Source organism: Deltaproteobacteria bacterium, assembly GCA_013151915.1.
In the GTDB taxonomy this organism is placed as follows: Bacteria; BMS3Abin14; BMS3Abin14; order BMS3Abin14; family BMS3Abin14; genus BMS3ABIN14.
In genome coordinates this window covers 26,285-41,898 of sequence record JAADHJ010000045.1, presented here as the reverse complement: position 1 = coordinate 41,898, position 15,614 = coordinate 26,285, and the positions used below count along the sequence as shown (strand labels likewise).

The 15,614-nt window shown below is 53.7% G+C and carries 12 protein-coding genes; 2 read left to right on the top strand and 10 right to left on the bottom strand.

Translation table 11 applies throughout. The features are described 5' to 3' along the window. The 9 genes from GXP52_09035 to GXP52_08995 all read right to left on the bottom strand — a co-directional run. A partial coding sequence (locus GXP52_09035; protein NOY87431.1) for a hypothetical protein occupies positions 1–1,079 on the bottom strand: 1,079 nt, incomplete at its 3' end. A 3-nt stretch (positions 1,080–1,082) separates the two neighbouring features. Continuing rightward, positions 1,083–3,167, bottom strand: coding sequence for an elongation factor G (fusA, locus tag GXP52_09030; protein ID NOY87430.1), 2,085 nt, complete (start codon positions 3,165–3,167; stop codon positions 1,083–1,085). 204 nt (positions 3,168–3,371) lie between these two features. Continuing rightward, on the bottom strand, positions 3,372–4,136 hold the full coding sequence (locus tag GXP52_09025; protein ID NOY87429.1) for a type III pantothenate kinase: 765 nt from the start codon (positions 4,134–4,136) through the stop codon (positions 3,372–3,374). A 14-nt stretch (positions 4,137–4,150) separates the two neighbouring features. Beyond that, positions 4,151–4,915 carry a biotin--[acetyl-CoA-carboxylase] ligase gene (locus GXP52_09020; protein NOY87428.1) on the bottom strand — a complete coding sequence of 255 codons (765 nt, stop codon included), beginning with the start codon at positions 4,913–4,915 and terminating at the stop codon, positions 4,151–4,153. A gap of 58 nt (positions 4,916–4,973) precedes the next feature. Beyond that, positions 4,974–5,816 carry a carboxylating nicotinate-nucleotide diphosphorylase gene (gene nadC, locus GXP52_09015; protein ID NOY87427.1) on the bottom strand — a complete coding sequence of 281 codons (843 nt, stop codon included), beginning with the start codon at positions 5,814–5,816 and terminating at the stop codon, positions 4,974–4,976. After that, complete coding sequence (locus tag GXP52_09010) at positions 5,809–8,460, bottom strand: valine--tRNA ligase (protein NOY87426.1); 2,652 nt, start codon at positions 8,458–8,460, stop codon at positions 5,809–5,811. Before GXP52_09010 ends, nadC begins: the two co-directional genes overlap by 8 nt. Before the next feature lie 603 nt (positions 8,461–9,063). Beyond that, positions 9,064–10,395 carry a response regulator gene (locus tag GXP52_09005; protein NOY87425.1) on the bottom strand — a complete coding sequence of 444 codons (1,332 nt, stop codon included), beginning with the start codon at positions 10,393–10,395 and terminating at the stop codon, positions 9,064–9,066. Positions 10,396–10,775: 380 nt separating this feature from the next. After that, complete coding sequence (locus GXP52_09000) at positions 10,776–11,204, bottom strand: chemotaxis protein CheW (protein NOY87424.1); 429 nt, start codon at positions 11,202–11,204, stop codon at positions 10,776–10,778. Between the two features lie 25 nt (positions 11,205–11,229). Then, positions 11,230–11,643 carry a chemotaxis protein CheW gene (locus tag GXP52_08995; protein NOY87423.1) on the bottom strand — a complete coding sequence of 138 codons (414 nt, stop codon included), beginning with the start codon at positions 11,641–11,643 and terminating at the stop codon, positions 11,230–11,232. A 424-nt stretch (positions 11,644–12,067) separates the two neighbouring features. Between GXP52_08995 and GXP52_08990 the strand changes: the two genes are divergently transcribed. Both GXP52_08990 and GXP52_08985 read left to right on the top strand, forming a co-directional pair. Further along, positions 12,068–13,219 (top strand): YjgP/YjgQ family permease, encoded by a 1,152-nt coding sequence (locus GXP52_08990; protein ID NOY87422.1) that lies wholly within the window; start codon positions 12,068–12,070, stop codon positions 13,217–13,219. Then, on the top strand, positions 13,216–14,307 hold the full coding sequence (locus tag GXP52_08985) for a YjgP/YjgQ family permease (GenBank protein ID NOY87421.1): 1,092 nt from the start codon (positions 13,216–13,218) through the stop codon (positions 14,305–14,307). The genes GXP52_08990 and GXP52_08985 overlap by 4 nt, the downstream gene beginning before the upstream one ends. 50 nt (positions 14,308–14,357) lie before the next feature. On the opposite strand, the gene GXP52_08980 is transcribed toward GXP52_08985, so the two are convergent. After that, positions 14,358–15,614, bottom strand: a complete 1,257-nt coding sequence (locus tag GXP52_08980; GenBank protein NOY87420.1) for an adenosylhomocysteinase — start codon at positions 15,612–15,614, stop codon at positions 14,358–14,360.

Here is a 15,614-nt window from a genome sequence, read left to right as displayed (position 1 = left end):
CCCTTGAGTTCATCGCTAAAGCTGGCCGCCTCCAGCCTTGTCTGGAATTTTCCAACCCTGACAAAGGTCATGGGAAGCGTGGTTTCCCTTTTGGTCAATCTTACCCTGTACCCCATTTTCTGTATGCGTGTCATTATCATCCGGGCATTTCCTTCGAGCAGGTAACTTCCGGCGTTTATAACTGTTCCTCCTCCGGAAACCCTCGAAAGGTTGGCCTCAATCTTCGCCTGTTTGAGATCGGAAAGGACTCTTTTGGCTTCGCTGGAACTGGCAAAGGGACCTACCGTCAGAAAATGCATCATCGCCTGTGTGGATCCTTTTTTGTAGAGCGGATCGTAGCCGGCGGCGGCCAGCTTTTTTTCGAGCTCTTTCACGCTCGATCTAAGGATGCAGGCCCCAACCTGGACGGAATATTTTCCCTCCACCCTTTCGACAACCGCCATGGTGTTTTGCGGTGATGGTGTTGTAACAGGTTTAATCGCGGGTGCCTGAGCTGATTTTGGCGCTGGTACGGGGGCCGGCTTGAGAACGGGCGCTTTTGACGGTTCCGGAGCCGGTACAGGAACCTGTTTGGGAACGGGAGGCGTTGCCCGAGGAGCGGTATTTTGGGGGAGTTTTTTCATCTTGACGGTGACGCTGTTAACCGCAGGCGCCCGAACCCTGGAAGCTGTTCTCTTGCTCTGGTGAAGATAGTTCAGGGCTACCCACAGGATGAGCACAATAATTACAAGTGCGCCCCCAATGAGAACAAACGGGGAGGGCTTGCGCTTTCCCGGGCCGGCTCCTCCACCAGATCCCAGGTCGTCTTCGGCCGGAGGGATACCTATTCCTGACTGTTCATCGGGTATGGGCCCGGCCATGGGAGGTTCGGGTTCCCGGTCGGATGAATACGGCTCGGTCAGGATCTTGTCCACATCCAGATCCGGAAGGCTGTCGGCAGCGTCCTCCTCTTTCCTGCCAAAAACAAGATCGGTGGGTTCCTCCGGTTTTTCCTCTTCTTTCGGGCCATTTTCCTTCTGTCCAAAAGAAAACGGGTCCAGGTTGTCCCTCTTTGGAAAGAGATCAAAATCATCGTCCATAGCTCAATCCTTTTCCTTTTTCTCGTTGGCTTTTTCGATAATTCCCGACGCCAGATGCGCCGGGACTTCCTCATAATGTGAAAAGGTCTGGCTGAAGGAGGCCCTCCCCTCAGTCATGGACCTCAAATCGGGAGCGTAGGTCAGAACTTCCGCCATCGGTACCTGGGCTCTCACCAACTGGCTTCCCGACTGGGGTTCCACCCCGACAACTTTTCCCCTCCTGGAGTTAAGGTCCCCGATAACGGATCCCATATAATCGTCCTGCACAGAGACCTCGAGGTCGACGATGGGTTCCAGGAGAATGGGTCTTGCCTCCATGAAACCCTTTTTAAATCCCATCGACGCGGCGATCTTGAACGCCATCTCCGAGGAATCCACAGAATGGAAAGACCCGTCGTAGAGGGATACCCTGACATTTGTTACAGGATAGCCCGCCAGGACACCCTCAGCCATGGCATCACGGACCCCTTTTTCGACAGCCGGAATATACTGTCTCGGCACAACGCCGCCGACGATCTTGTCAACGAATTCAAACCCTGATCCGTCCGTAAGAGGCTCAATCTCGAGCCAGACATCCCCATACTGTCCCCGCCCTCCCGACTGCTTTTTATAGCGGCTCTGGAGTTTGCTCTTACCCTTGATGGTTTCCCTGTAAGGAACTTTGGGGATTTTCATCTCCACCTCCACCCCAAATTTCTCCTTCATCCTCCCGACAGTTACCTCAATGTGGAGCTGCCCCATGCCGGAAAGGATATTTTCTTTGGTTTCGTTATCCCTCGACACCCGAAGGGACGGGTCCTCATCCAAAAGTCGAGCAATGGCTGAGCTGACCTTCTCCTCGTCTCCCTTGGTCTTGGGGACTATGGCGTAGGAAAGCGCCGGTTCGGGCACCTTGGGGGGGGGAAGTATGAATGGATCGCTTTCCATGCAGAGGGTATCCCCTGTACGGGTCTCCTTGAGCTTGGCAACAGCGCCCAGCTGTCCAGCGGATAATTCGAGAACGGGTGTCTGTTTCTTGCCCTGGAGTTGGAAGATGTTACCACACCTCTCCTTGGCCTCCCGGGTAGCGTTGAAAAACGCGGAATCCGCTTTAAGGGACCCGGAAACCACCTTAAACAGGGTCAGTTTACCGGCATATGGGTCGGCGAACGTCTTGTAAACGTATGCGGCAAAAGGGTCGTCCACGGAAGGGTTCCTTGATGTTTCAACCCCGTCGGCATCAACGCCCGCAACCGGCCCGCGATCAACCGGGGAGGGCAAAAGCGCAACGAGGTTGTCCAAAAGTTTCCGGGCCCCGATATTCAGGGACGCTGAGCCGCAGAACACCGGGATAACCTGGCCCGCGATAACACCGGCCCTCAGGCCGCGGATTATCTCCTCGTCTGACAGCTCTCCCGTATCCAGGTATTTCTCAACCAGCGCATCTTCCCCTTCCGCGGCGGACTCGACGAGTTTCTCCCTGTATTCGTTAACCTCGTCGGCCATCTCCGCCGGGATGTCCTTTTCCTCGAATTCACCGCTTCCATCCATTTTGTAGATGAATGCCCTCATACGGATCAGGTCGACAACCCCTTTGAAATCCGCCTCCGACCCTATGGGGACCTGGACGGGAACAGGATTCGCATTGAGGACCGTATTGACATCACCGAAAGCTTTTTTGAAGTCCGCCCTCTCCCGGTCCATCTTGTTAACGAACGCGACGCAGGGAACACCATTTTCTCTGGCGATTTTCCATAGCCTCTCGGTTTGGACCTTGACGCCCGAGATGGCGCTTAGAATAAGCAGTGCGCCATCGCAAACCATGAGGGCATACAGGGTATCGACAATAAAATCCTGATATCCGGGGGTATCGATGAGGTTAACCTGACAACCATCCCACTGTATGGAGGCTGTGGCTGAACTGGTGCTGATCTTTCGGGAAATCTCCTCAGGCAGAAAATCCATCATAGTGTTGCCTTCATTGATCTTCCCAAGGCGGCTCGTGGCCCCGGCATTATATAAAATGGCCTCCGCCAAAGCGGTCTTACCTGCGCTGCCGTGGGCGATGATTGCGATGTTTCTGATCCTGTCCACCTGAACCTGTTTCATCCGTTGACACCTCCGTCAGTTTCGACAATTCCGTTGTAGGCCGCTATCCCCGGAATTTCTCTACACATGGTTCAAACATATATAAGTATCATCCTGTGGAAAATAGCGTCAAGGTCAAAGAGACCCCGGCAGCATTTGAGTTGAGAACCCGGCAAAAAGTCTCTTCGAGCCATTTTACCAAGCGGGGCATGGCTTCCCCTTCGGTCAGCAATTCCGATCGTAGAGAATCCTGAGCCCCTCCAGGGTCAGGTCGGGGAGAATTTCCTGAATTGTTTGAGACTCGCCGGCCAACACGGGCGTCATGCCCCCGGTTGCCACGACATAAGGTGTCTCCACCATCTCCTTTTCTATCTTTCGTACGAGGGAATCCACAAGCCCGGCATATCCGTATACAATTCCGGATTGAATGCTGCTTATGGTATCTCTCCCGATAACACAGGGGGGATATTCCAGTTCCACTCTGGGGAGTTTTGACGCATTGAGAAAGAGCGCATCCAGGGAGATCTGTATTCCGGGGAAGATCACCCCGCCCAGATAATCCCCGTTACCGGATACGACATCGAAAGTTATGGCGGTACCGAAGTCGATGACTATCAATGCCCGTTTGAAATGTTCGTATGCAGCGACCGTGTTGGCGATCCTGTCTGCGCCGACCTCCTTTGGATTATCATAGAGGATGGACATGCCGGTCTTGATCCCCGGGCCTATGACAATGGGATCGATTCCAAAACCGGACTTCGACATCTCCACAAGGGCCTGGCGGGCGGGTGGAACTACACAGGATATGGCAATCCCCTTCAGGGAGCCCATGTCCAGATCTGCGCTCCGGAGGAGATCTTTTATGAGGTGACCGTACTCATCGGCGGTCCTTCCACGGTCCGACCGAATTCTCCACCTGGAAGTGACCTTAAGACCACTGAATGTTCCAAGGATGGTCTGGGTATTACCGACATCAATACAAAGAAGCAGGTCTTTCTTCATATTCACCTCATCGTCTTCTGATGACCAGGGCGGCGATCTCCCACCTCAACAAGTTCCCCGGAGGTTAAGGTAACAGGGCCGTCGGAAGCTGCGAAAAGAAGGGACCCATCCGGATTAAGATTTACGGGGCGACCCACATATCGACGACCGGCGCTCATGGCGGAATATTCCCGGTCCCAGTCAGCGTATTCCCGCCACCTGGTCCGCACATCCTCCCAACTGGTGCCGCGATAGGAAATACTGTACCGTCGAAGGTTCATTTCCAGCCCCTCAATAATGCGTCCCACGTCCAGGCACCCGCCCAGTTCCTCCAGGGAAGCGGTTTTCCCCACCAGATCTTCGGGCAGGCTCCCCTCCGGCGCTTTTAGATTGATGCCTATTCCAACCACGACATATTCCACGTTTTCCCCTTGGGTTTTTGCCTCAAGAAGCACCCCGGCGAGTTTCCGGCCATCGAAGAGAATATCGTTGGGCCACTTCAGCTTCAGTGGAGTCCCTTCCCTGTGGACGGTTTCAAAAACCGCCAGCGCGGCTATAAGGGATAATCTTGGAAGCTCAATGGGAAGGATGGAGGGACGCAGGAGGACAGAGAGGTAAATGTTGCCGGGGGGGGAATGCCAATGTCGCCCGAAACGCCCTCTTCCTCTTGTCTGGGAACTGGACATGACGGCAGTCCATTCGGCGGCTCCCTCGTTCGCCATGGTCTTGAGCAGATCGCTTGTGGAGGGAACAGTATCGTATCGGCGCAGGTCCATCACCAGGTTCACCGAGCCTTCATTATCTGATAGGGTCGTAAATCCATCTAGTGGGCGCGTCGATGACTTCTTACGAAGTCATCGTTATCTCCATACTGATGTCCTTTGAAACTGCCGAATGGGTCAGGGCTCCCACGGAAATGTAGTCCACTTTTCCGCTTTGAATATACCCATCCATGTCTTCCAGGGTGATACCGCCGGAGACCTCGATAAGCGCCTTGCCTGCCGCAACGGGGATGGCGGCGGCAACCTGGTCAGGGGTGAAGTTGTCGAGCATGATGATTCCCGCTCCCGCCGTAAGTGCCTCTTTTACCCCAGCAAGTGAATCCACCTCAACCTCGACGGTCAGGCCGGGAGGGGCTTTAAGAAGAGCCTTCGTCACCGCCTCGCGGATTCCACCACAGGCCGTGATATGGTTATCCTTGATCAGGATACCGTCAAAAAGCCCCATACGATGGTTCCGGCAGCCTCCGGTCCGAACGGCGAGCTTGTCGAGCCATCGCCATCCGGGAATGGTCTTTCTGCTGTCTAGAACGACGGCTTTGCTTTTTGCCCTTTCAGCGTATTGCCGTGAGAGGCTTGCCACCCCACACATCCTCTGGATAAAGTTAAGAGCGGTACGTTCCCCGGCCAACAGGGAGGAAACGGGCCCCGTGAGTTCAGCCAGTATATCTCCCCCCACTGCGGTCTCGCCCTCCACGGCAAGGCTGTTGAAATGGATGGCTGGATCGATCCTTCTGAAAACGGATTCCGCCACACCCATGCCGCACACGACGGTTTCTTCCCTCGCTTCTATTATCGCCTCCCCATTGCAGGCGCCGATCAGGGCTGCGCTGGTTACATCACCCGGGCCCAGATCTTCATCCAGCGCCAGATCAATCAGCCGGTGGACGGCGGTGGGAAGTTCACGCATCCAACCGCTCCATATTCTGTTTCAGTTTAAGGATCTGGAGGTTCAATTCATCCCTGATATTCCGGTTCTTCTCAACAACCTCGCCCGGTGCCTTCCGAATGAACTGCGGATTTTTCAGCTTCCTTTCAACCTTTTCCAGTTCCGCGGCGGCCTTCTGAAGGGCGCGGCCAAGGCGAAGCATCTCGGCTTCCACATCCACCCGGGTATCAGGCCTGATGTACACTTCCTGCCCCCGGACAATGGTAATGGAAACATCATCCGGTTTTTCGCCATCCTCAAGAATTTCAAGGCTCTCGAGTGCAGCCAGCCTCACAATGTCGGTCACATTGCCGCGAAGCACCGCGGCAATTATTGCATCATGGCAAAGTACGGTTGCCGGAACCCGTTGGGACGGCTGAACCCCCAGTTGTGCCCTCAGGTTCCGAATGGCGCTGGTAACATCCATTACGATAGCCGACACTTCCTCCACTTCCGGATTCCTGTCGCTCTCCCTGGCCTCTGGGAATGGCGCCAACATGATGCTCTCCCCACCCATGGGCAGCCTCTGCCAGATCTCCTCGGTTATGAACGGGATAACAGGGTGCATGAGCCTCAAAACGGCCTCCAGGACGTGAGCGGCCGTCAACGACGTCTCCCGGCGGCCCGACCCACCGTACTCGCCATAGAAAGACGGTTTGGCTAACTCCAGGTACCAATCACAGAACTCGTGCCAGAAAAACTGATATATGAGATTGGCCGCCTCATTGAACCGATAGGTATCCAGGGCATCCGTCACCGAAATTATCACCTGGGACAGCCTGCTCAGTATCCATCTATTGTGCTGACCGTTCGGCGGAGGCGGATTCAGGATCTGCTCCTCCTTGAAACCACCGATATATCGCAGGACAAGGCCGGACGCGTTCCAGATCTTGTTGATGAAGTGTCTGTAGCCCTCAATCCTGTCCTCGGCCAATTTGATATCCCTTCCCATAGCAGCGAATGCGGTAAGGGTATAACGGAAGGCGTCGGCGCCGTACTTATCGATCATCACAAGAGGATCTATAACGTTTCCCCTGGATTTGCTCATCTTATGCCCCTCCCCATCCCGGACGAGAGCATGTATATAGACCTCCCTGAAGGGAACATCATCCATGAATTTTATTCCCATCATGGTCATTCTGGCTACCCAGAAAAAGAGGATATCAAAGCCGGTGACCAGACAGCTTGTGGGATAGAATTTTTTCAGCGTCTGCGTTTCTTCCGGCCATCCCATGGTTGAGAAGGGCCAAAGCGCCGACGAGAACCAGGTATCCAGAACATCCTCCGCCTGTTGGATATCCCTGGACCCGCAGGCAGTGCAAACCGTCGGGTCCTCAACCTCAACCATGATCTCGTCGCACTCCGGACAGGTCCAAACCGGAATCCGGTGTCCCCACCAGATCTGTCTGGATATGCACCAATCCCTGATGTTGTTCATCCACTCGAAATACGTTTTCTCCCAGTTTTCCGGATAGATCCTGATGCGGCCATCTTCCACGGCTTCCATTGCCGGTTTTGCCAGATCCTTCATTTTTACAAACCATTGCCTGGAGATGATCGGCTCAATGACCGTCTGGCACCGGTAACATTGTCCAACCGAGTGCTCATGTTCGTCGACCCTTGCCAGGTATCCGCCCTCTTTTAGATCATTGACGACCTTCTTTCGGCACTCGTATCGGTCCAAACCCTCATAACGCTCACCGGCCTCATGCGTCATTGTTCCATCAAGTGAAATTACCGTAATACCGGGAAGATCATGCCGTTCCCCGATGTCAAAATCGTTGGGATCGTGGGCAGGGGTCACCTTTACGGCGCCGGTGCCAAACTCCATGTCGCAGTAGGCGTCGGTGATCAGGGGAATCTCCCTCGATGTCAGGGGAAGACGGAAAAATCGACCGGCTGAACTGCTGTAACGTGTGTCCTCCGGATGAACGGCGACGGCGGTATCTCCCAACATGGTCTCCGGCCTGGTGGTGGCAACCATCACGTCCCCGCGCCCATCTGAAGCAGGATATCGGATATGGTAGAGATGCCCCCTTACGGTTTTGTATTCAACCTCCAGGTCTGAAATAGCCGTTTGGCACCTGGGACACCAGTTTATTATATAATCGCCCTGGTATATGTAATTCTCTTTGTAGAGTCGGACAAATACCTCCCTGACAGCCCTTGAAAGGCCATTGTCCATGGTGAAGCGTTCCCTTTCCCAGTCACATGACGCACCCAACCGCCTTAGCTGTTCAAGGATAACCCCGCCATACATCTTCCTCCACTCCCAAACCCTTTCCACAAAACGCTCGCACCCAAGGGTGTGTCTGTCGATCCCTTCGATAGCCAGCTGTTTCTCAACAACGTTCTGTGTAGCAATACCGGCGTGGTCGGTCCCCGGCATCCAAAGGACCTCGAACCCGGCCATCCTTCGATAACGGACAAGAATATCCTGGAGGGTGTTGTTCAACGCATGTCCCATGTGGAGAGAACCTGTTACGTTTGGAGGGGGAATCACAATGCTGAAGGGGGGAAGGGAGGAGTTCTCATCGGCATGAAAGTATCCTCTCTCCATCCAGGTGGCATACCAGCGCTTTTCCGCTTCCGCCGGGTTGAAATATTTTTCCATGTTGTCATTCATGGATCATCGCTCCTGATATAATACTGCGGCCTCACGCTTTAACATTACAGGTTCATCCTGGAAATGGGTACCTGAAGGATGACCGGATTTTGTAAAAAGCTAACTTAACACAGGGTGCACAGAGTTTCACAGGGTAACATAGGGTTTATTCAAAACAGTTCTTTTGGTGCAACTTGGCGTATCTTGCGGTGAAACAACTTTGTTTCTGTTTTTGCACAGGTCAAGAACAAGTTAACGAGGTTTCGCGAAGTTTAAAACCGGGACCTTATGGTTAGATCTCCTCTGCCTGTCAAGCTGAAGCTTTACGCGAAGGCTGGTTAAACCCTCTTTTAAAACCCTGTGGAGCAGCCTGCGAGGGGCTGCACCGTGGTAAACCAGCTCTTGACCTTTTCAGCTCCGCCCGGGATTGCCGCGTCATTCTCGTCTCCCTCGATGCTCCTCGCAATGACAGCAAAACAATAAGGTACGCATTAACCGGATGAACCAAAAAATGTTCCCGCAATCGGAGACAATGAGCGTCGGCAGCCTTATGGTGTTGCAGCCATACAGAAGGAGGGCTTACGGTTCCCCGAAAGCCCTCCTTATACACAACGACAGGTTGGATCAGGCTCCGCCGCCCTTGATTTTCTCGATAGCTTCCTTAATCAGAATCTCTGAGAGCTCCGGCACAACCTCCCATGCGATCTTCTCAACTCTCTTTTCCACAACCTCCCTTATGATTGACTCGAGCTTGACATCATCAATCTGGGATATAGCAGCCTCTACCGTCTCATGAATCTCATCCAGCATGGGTTCCGGAACGGAGAATCCCGTTTCTTCTTCCCTGACATCCTGTGAAATGGGCTCCTGGACATCAAACGGAGTCGGTTCCTGGACATCAAGCGAGGCCGGCTCCTGGACATCAAGCGGGGCGGGTTCCTCAACATCGAAGGTGATTTCCTCGACCGCCTCTCCCAAAATATCCAGGAACTCCGGCTCCGTTCTTTCGGTCTCGAGTCCGAAAAAGTTCCTTTCCCGTTGTTCTATCTTACTTCCGCCGTCAGCATCCAACGGCATTCCGGTTGGCGGGACCGCGTCTTCGATGGGCGGCGGGATTTCATCTGGAGCTGTAGTCATCCCGGTTTCCCGGGTTTCCTCCGCCCTGTCAAGCCCGACGTCGAAACTCCCAAAATCCACAACGCCGGAACCCTCCAGCGGTCCGATGGATGGGGAGTCCGTCTCCACCTCCGCCGGTTCCTGCACCTCAACGGGCTTCATCTCATCGGCTTCGCTGAGAATATCCCAGATATCCGGTTCTGGAGTTGCCCCTCCTCCAGGGGGGGCGGTCGCCATGGCGGCATCCATGCCGGCGACACCCTGAATGGGTTCAAAAGTAGGCTCCGCAACAGGGACCTGAGGGGCTTTCACCTGGACATCCCCAAAGGACGGCGAGGGGGGCTCCGGGATGGCATCCGGCGGGACTTCAGGATACGCATGAGATTCCGGAGGCGGCGGGACTTCAGGATGCGCATGAGATTCCGGGGGCGGCGGGACTTCAGGATGCGCATGAGGTTCCGGGGGCGGCGGGGTACCTTTTTCCAACAGCCCGTTGACCTTTTCGATGAGTTCCATCGACTCGAACGGTTTAGTGATGAAGTCATCGGCCCCGGCGCCCTTTGCCTCCTCCTCATCGAAGGCCTCAAAGGTTCCTGCCAGAAGAAGTACAGGGATGTCCCTGGTGGATTCATCTTCCTTGACGGCCCGGCAAAGTTCGTACCCGTTTACCCGCGGCATGATGACGTCCGCCAGGACAATATCAGGCCTCCATTCCTTCATTTTATCCAAGGCATCCGATCCGGAACCAACGGACTGGACCTCGACGGGTTCGTCGGCAAAGGTAAGGGCGATAACCTTCTGAATAGTGACGCTGTCATCAGCTACCAGGATCTTTTTCATCCGCGGTCCTCCCTCCCTGGCCCAGTCAGGGAGAATTATAAGGGGCTCCTCCCCCTCCAAGTGAAATTCGCAACAGTGACCTTTTCGAGGCTACTATCATTGATAGGGTCGCAAAAAGTCCATTCATGGCTTTTTGCTCCACGGAAAGCGAAAAGTGTCATTTTCACTTTCCTTACAAATCTTCGATTTGAGCGCCCTTCAATGGGCGCGTTGATGAACTCTTTGCAAGTCCATCAACATTGATAGGGTCGTAAAAAGTCCATTCATGGCTTTTTGCTCCACGGAAAGCGAAAAATGTCATTTTCACTTTCCTCACAAATCTTCGATTTGAGCGCCCTTCAATGGGCGCGTTGATGGACTCTTTGCAAGTCCATCAACATTCAACGCAGCACTTCCTGAAATACACCAGAAAGGCTAAGAACGATCAGGGACCGACCCCCGGATTCAAAAGTCCCTTCAATAGCGCCCGGCCGTCCTTTCAATTCATCCTGGTACTTATCCAGGCGGTCTCCCTCCAGTCTTTTGACAACTCCCCCAATTCCCTCGACCCTGAACCCGATAAATACCCCGCCCAGTTCAGAAACTACAACAAGGCCGCCGGCCGTTTCGGAAGCTCTGCCCAGAGCGCTTAGAAGGGAAAACACGGGCAAGACCCCTTCTCCCTGGTAAATCATCACCCCTTCCAGAGGCGGTCTGGAACCCGGGACCGGCGTTACGGCTACAGCGACAACGATCTCTCGGACCTCATTGAGGGGCACGGCAAAACTACAATCACCCACATGGAAGAAAATCAGACGACTGTCCGTCATGAAGGTCCTCCCGGCTCCATGAATATTAAATCAGTCTGGAAAGGTCAAGGTCGAAAACGATCTTCCTTTTCCAGATGCGAAACCCGGAGAGAGGAAAGTCGGTGCAACGGACAACAGGTTCGGGAATGGGTTGCAGAAGCGGAAGAGCTTCAATCCCCATCACCTGGTCCACAGAAAAGGCCCTGCCTTGCCCGTTGTACCTCAAAACGACCACCTGCGTCCTTTCCGAAAGATCCAACCCGGGAACAAGGGTATGCAGCGGAAACCAGTCCCCCCTGGCATACACCCATTGGTCGCTATCATTCTCGCCGGATAGTACATTGTCGGGAAGAGCCTCCCTGTCGGTCACCCGCTCACTGCCGACAATCTCATCAACAGCTTCAAAGGGAACGGAAAAAAGGGTCTGACCAATGCGAAAAAGAACCAACCTGTCGCCCATTAACGATGACCTCACAAAATACTACAGGCTCAGCCGGTGGTATTTTATTATGAAAATTCCCCTTGGCAATATAACGTTTCCCATTAACAGGAACGTTATTCCCTGCTGAAAAATCGTGCAAATCCAAGCAATTGAAAACTACCATTCCGGCATGGGAAGGTCAAGTTTCATCCACCTTCGCTCTACGAGCTTCCGCCTTCTCCCAAAGGCTTTGGCGTGACAGGATGGTGGAAAGAGGTTCAAGGGTTCAAGAACCTCAACACCGCGTCCCCACGGATGCCCTTTCCCTCTGGACTCTGGACTCTGGACCCTGGACTCTGGACCCTGGACTGATATGCCCCCATACCTGCGCCTTCAAACTTCCCCCCATTCCATGTTATAGCTGTGTAAATTCAACTCCAAGACAGTGCGGGGCTTTCACTCGATGGCGTTTAAGATCCAAAAATACATCCTGCTTAAATTCATCTCCCATTTCTCCGTTGGAGCCGGTATCTTCACGGCTCTTTTTCTGATGGACCAGGCCTCCAGGCAGGTCAATGAGATCGCTCCACAGATGACCAGCTTCAGCCAGTTCATGACGACCTTTTCCCTTCTCTTACCGGAAATGCTGACCTACAGCCTCCCACTGGCATTTCTCATGGCAATGATCGTTACCATCGGACAGATGAAGCAGGATCAGGAATTAACCTCAATCTATTATGCCGGGATCTCTCCGCTTTCCATCTTCGTTCCTTTTATCATTACCGCCTCGTGCATATTTATTGTCCTGTTAAGCCTCTCCATCTATATCTCACCCATAAGTTTCAGAGCCTATAACGGCAGTTTGCTGGAAATGGCAAGGCAAAGAGTATTAAGCGAATTAAAACCAGGAGCGTTTTTCAAGGGTATACCAGGTACCGTCCTCCTGGTGGATGATTTCGATCCTGCATCAGGAAAGATGGGCCATATATTGATGGTTCAAAACTGGGCAAAAGGCAGGGGAGACCTGATTCTGGCGAAATCCGGCTTTATCGAGATCCCCTCGGTGCCTGGAGGGGACATTAAGCTCCGTCTTCATCAAGGCACGATTCAGCCGGTCAGCGCACCTGAACCAGGGTACACATCCGCCGCTTTCGACAACCTTACCACACGAATTGAAAAACACGGATCCGCGGAAGATCTGAATAAAGAGCAGATCTATGCCAGTCTTACCCTGGGACAATTACGCGAAAAACTGCCGGAGCTGAAATCAAAAGGGAAAACGGTGGAAACACGGGACCTGGTAATGACCATTAACAGGCGGATCTCACTGCCCGCAGTTATCATGATCTTTCCTTTCATAATCTTCCCCCTGGCTGTATCCTCCCGGAATTATGGAAAACCAGCGGCTTTTCTGGCATCCATAATTCTCTTCGGCATCAGCTTCTTCCTCTTTGCCTTCAGCACCAAGTTGGCGGGGGGGGGAATTTTTTCGCCGGCATTTGCGGCATGGCTGCCCGACGCCGTTTTATCCATTATCGCCCTCGCCAGTTTTTGTCCCTTCCTTGTCAGCCAGTATTTTCGCGGTTCAAAAAACCGGCAAATGGTTGGATCATGACCCGCATCGACCGGTATCTTATCAAAAACTGGTTCGTGTTCTTCCTGCCCACTCTTGCCGTTCTCAGCTCCGTCTATCTGTCCAGTGAAATCGCCTTCCGGGTTTGGGGCCTTTTGGAAAAGAACGTTCCTCCCTTCAAGCTTGCCCTCCACTTTCTTCTAAAGCTCCCCTCAATCTCCTATCAGATGGCTCCGCTGGCAGCGCTGCTCGCCACACTCATGGTGCTTACGGGGATGAAGAAAACAAAAGAGCTTACCGCAATATTCTGTTCGGGTTTCGGAAGCCTTCGCATTGGCGCTCCACTGCTTGGCGCAGCGCTGGCAATATGCGCCATCGGCTTTTATTGGGGGGAAACGCTGGCTCCGTCATCCATAAAGGCCAGCAAGAACATCCTGAGGTCCAACAGAAAAAATGTTTCCAGAATTATCGGCATCAGCCAGATCTGGCTCCTGGAAGGCAAGAGGGTCATTCATATCGGGAGTGTCCTTGAGGAGGGGGACCTTCTTCTTGAACCGACTGTTCTGGAATTCTCCGGCAAAGGGCTCAAGACTCTCGTAAAAAGGGTTGATGCTCCCCAAGCCCGCTGGGAAAATGGAGCGTGGGTCATGGAACGTGGGATTGTACGGACTTTTTCAAACGGAGCCCTCATCCGGACCACCGACCCGGGGTGGATCAAAGCACCTATCAAAATCAGCCCGGACGAATTTTTCGGAATCCGCAGGACCCCCGATGAGATGAACCGGAAGGAGATGAGAAAGTATGTGAATAACCTCCGTAAATCCGGAGTGCCGTACAGTCGATTCGAGGTGCGGCTCTACAACAAGGCGGCAACCGCCTTTCTCCCCTTTATCTTCGCACTGCTGGCCCTCCCCGTAGGTTTTCGGGTTCCAGTCAGGGGAGGTATTCCCCTGGGTATGGGACTGGGAATCGTGGTCGCCCTTGCCTACTGGTCGGTCTATTCCCTTTTTTTGTCCCTCGGGAACTCGGGTATTATCCCCGCCGCCTTGGCTGCATGGGGAGCCAACATTATTTTCTCCGTGGTAGCCGTGGCCGCGATCCTGATAAAACCATCGCCGCGGCTGACGTGATTCCGCCCCCGGTAAACAGGCAGCAATGGAGTCGCCAAGACGGCGTTTTATCACGTCCCCATATTCCACGAGTTCAGATACAGGACCTGTTCCTCAGTCAGGGTATCGATCTCAACTCCGATAGCCTGTAATTTCAGCCGCGCAATCTCATGGTCGATCTCCTCAGGAACCCTGTATACCCTTTTTTCCAGGGATCCGGCTTTCCTGACAATGTGTTCAGCCGACAGAGCCTGGTTGGCAAAACTCATGTCCATTACGCTGGAGGGATGACCTTCGGCGGCGGCCAGATTTATGAGGCGCCCTTCCCCGAGAATATTCACCTTCCTGCCGTCTTCCAGGGTGAATTCCTCGACAAATTCCCGGATGCCGCGTCGTCCAACCGCCATTTCCGCCAGGCCGTCGAGATCAAGCTCAACATTGAAGTGACCGGAGTTGGCCACGATAGCTCCATCCTTCATGGCCCGGAAATGTTCTTTTCTGATAACATGGATATCTCCGGTAACCGTACAGAAGAAATCCCCTGAAGGAGCAGCCCTCTCCATGGGCATGACCGAAAATCCGTCCATGGCCGCCTCCAGCGCCCTGACGGCGTTCACTTCGGTAACCACCACCCGCGCACCCATTCCGTTGGCGCGCATGGCCAGCCCTCTTCCGCACCAACCGTAACCGACAACGACAAAAACGCTTCCGGCGATCAACCGGTTGGTGGCTCTAATAATTCCGTCGATGGTGCTCTGTCCGGTGCCATAGCGATTGTCGAAAAGATGCTTGGTATCGGCATCGTTAACCGCGATTATCGGGTAGCGAAGCACTCCCTCACCGGCCATACTCTTCAGCCGGATTACGCCCGTGGTCGTCTCCTCCGTCCCTCCGATCACACCATCCAACAGATCCGATCTTTGGGAATGAAGGACCGAGACGACATCGGCCCCGTCATCCATAGTCAACTGAGGTCCAATCTTCAGGGCCGACTGGATATGGCTATAATAGGTGTCGTTGTCCTCACCTTTTATGGCAAAAACAGAAATGTTGTCATCCCTTACCAGGGAAGCGGCCACGTCGTCCTGGGTGCTGAGCGGATTGGAAGCGCACAGAGCAATCTGAGCACCCCCGGCCTTTAGAGTCCTCATCAATTGGGCCGTCTCGGTTGTCACGTGAAGGCACGCGATAAGCCGATAGCCCTTGAGGGGCATTTCCAGGCGGAACCGCTCTTCTATCCGGGCCAGAACCGGCATACTCTGGGCGGCCCACTCGATACGAAGTTTTCCCTTGTCGGCCAGGTTGATGTCCTTGATATCGTATTCCAT

Excerpts from the sequence above, each read along its gene's own strand:
- GXP52_08995 (NOY87423.1), bottom strand. The coding sequence starts at position 11,643 with ATGGGCGACAGGTTGGTTCTTTTTCGCATTGGTCAGACCCTTTTTTCC.
- GXP52_08980 (NOY87420.1), bottom strand. The coding sequence starts at position 15,614 with ATGGAATACGATATCAAGGACATCAACCTGGCCGACAAGGGAAAACTT.
- fusA (NOY87430.1), bottom strand. The coding sequence starts at position 3,167 with ATGAAACAGGTTCAGGTGGACAGGATCAGAAACATCGCAATCATCGCC.
- nadC (NOY87427.1), bottom strand. The coding sequence starts at position 5,816 with ATGCGTGAACTTCCCACCGCCGTCCACCGGCTGATTGATCTGGCGCTG.
- GXP52_09005 (NOY87425.1), bottom strand. The coding sequence starts at position 10,395 with ATGAAAAAGATCCTGGTAGCTGATGACAGCGTCACTATTCAGAAGGTT.
- GXP52_08985 (NOY87421.1), top strand. The coding sequence starts at position 13,216 with ATGACCCGCATCGACCGGTATCTTATCAAAAACTGGTTCGTGTTCTTC.
- GXP52_09010 (NOY87426.1), bottom strand. The coding sequence starts at position 8,460 with ATGAATGACAACATGGAAAAATATTTCAACCCGGCGGAAGCGGAAAAG.
- GXP52_09000 (NOY87424.1), bottom strand. The coding sequence starts at position 11,204 with ATGACGGACAGTCGTCTGATTTTCTTCCATGTGGGTGATTGTAGTTTT.
- GXP52_08990 (NOY87422.1), top strand. The coding sequence starts at position 12,068 with ATGGCGTTTAAGATCCAAAAATACATCCTGCTTAAATTCATCTCCCAT.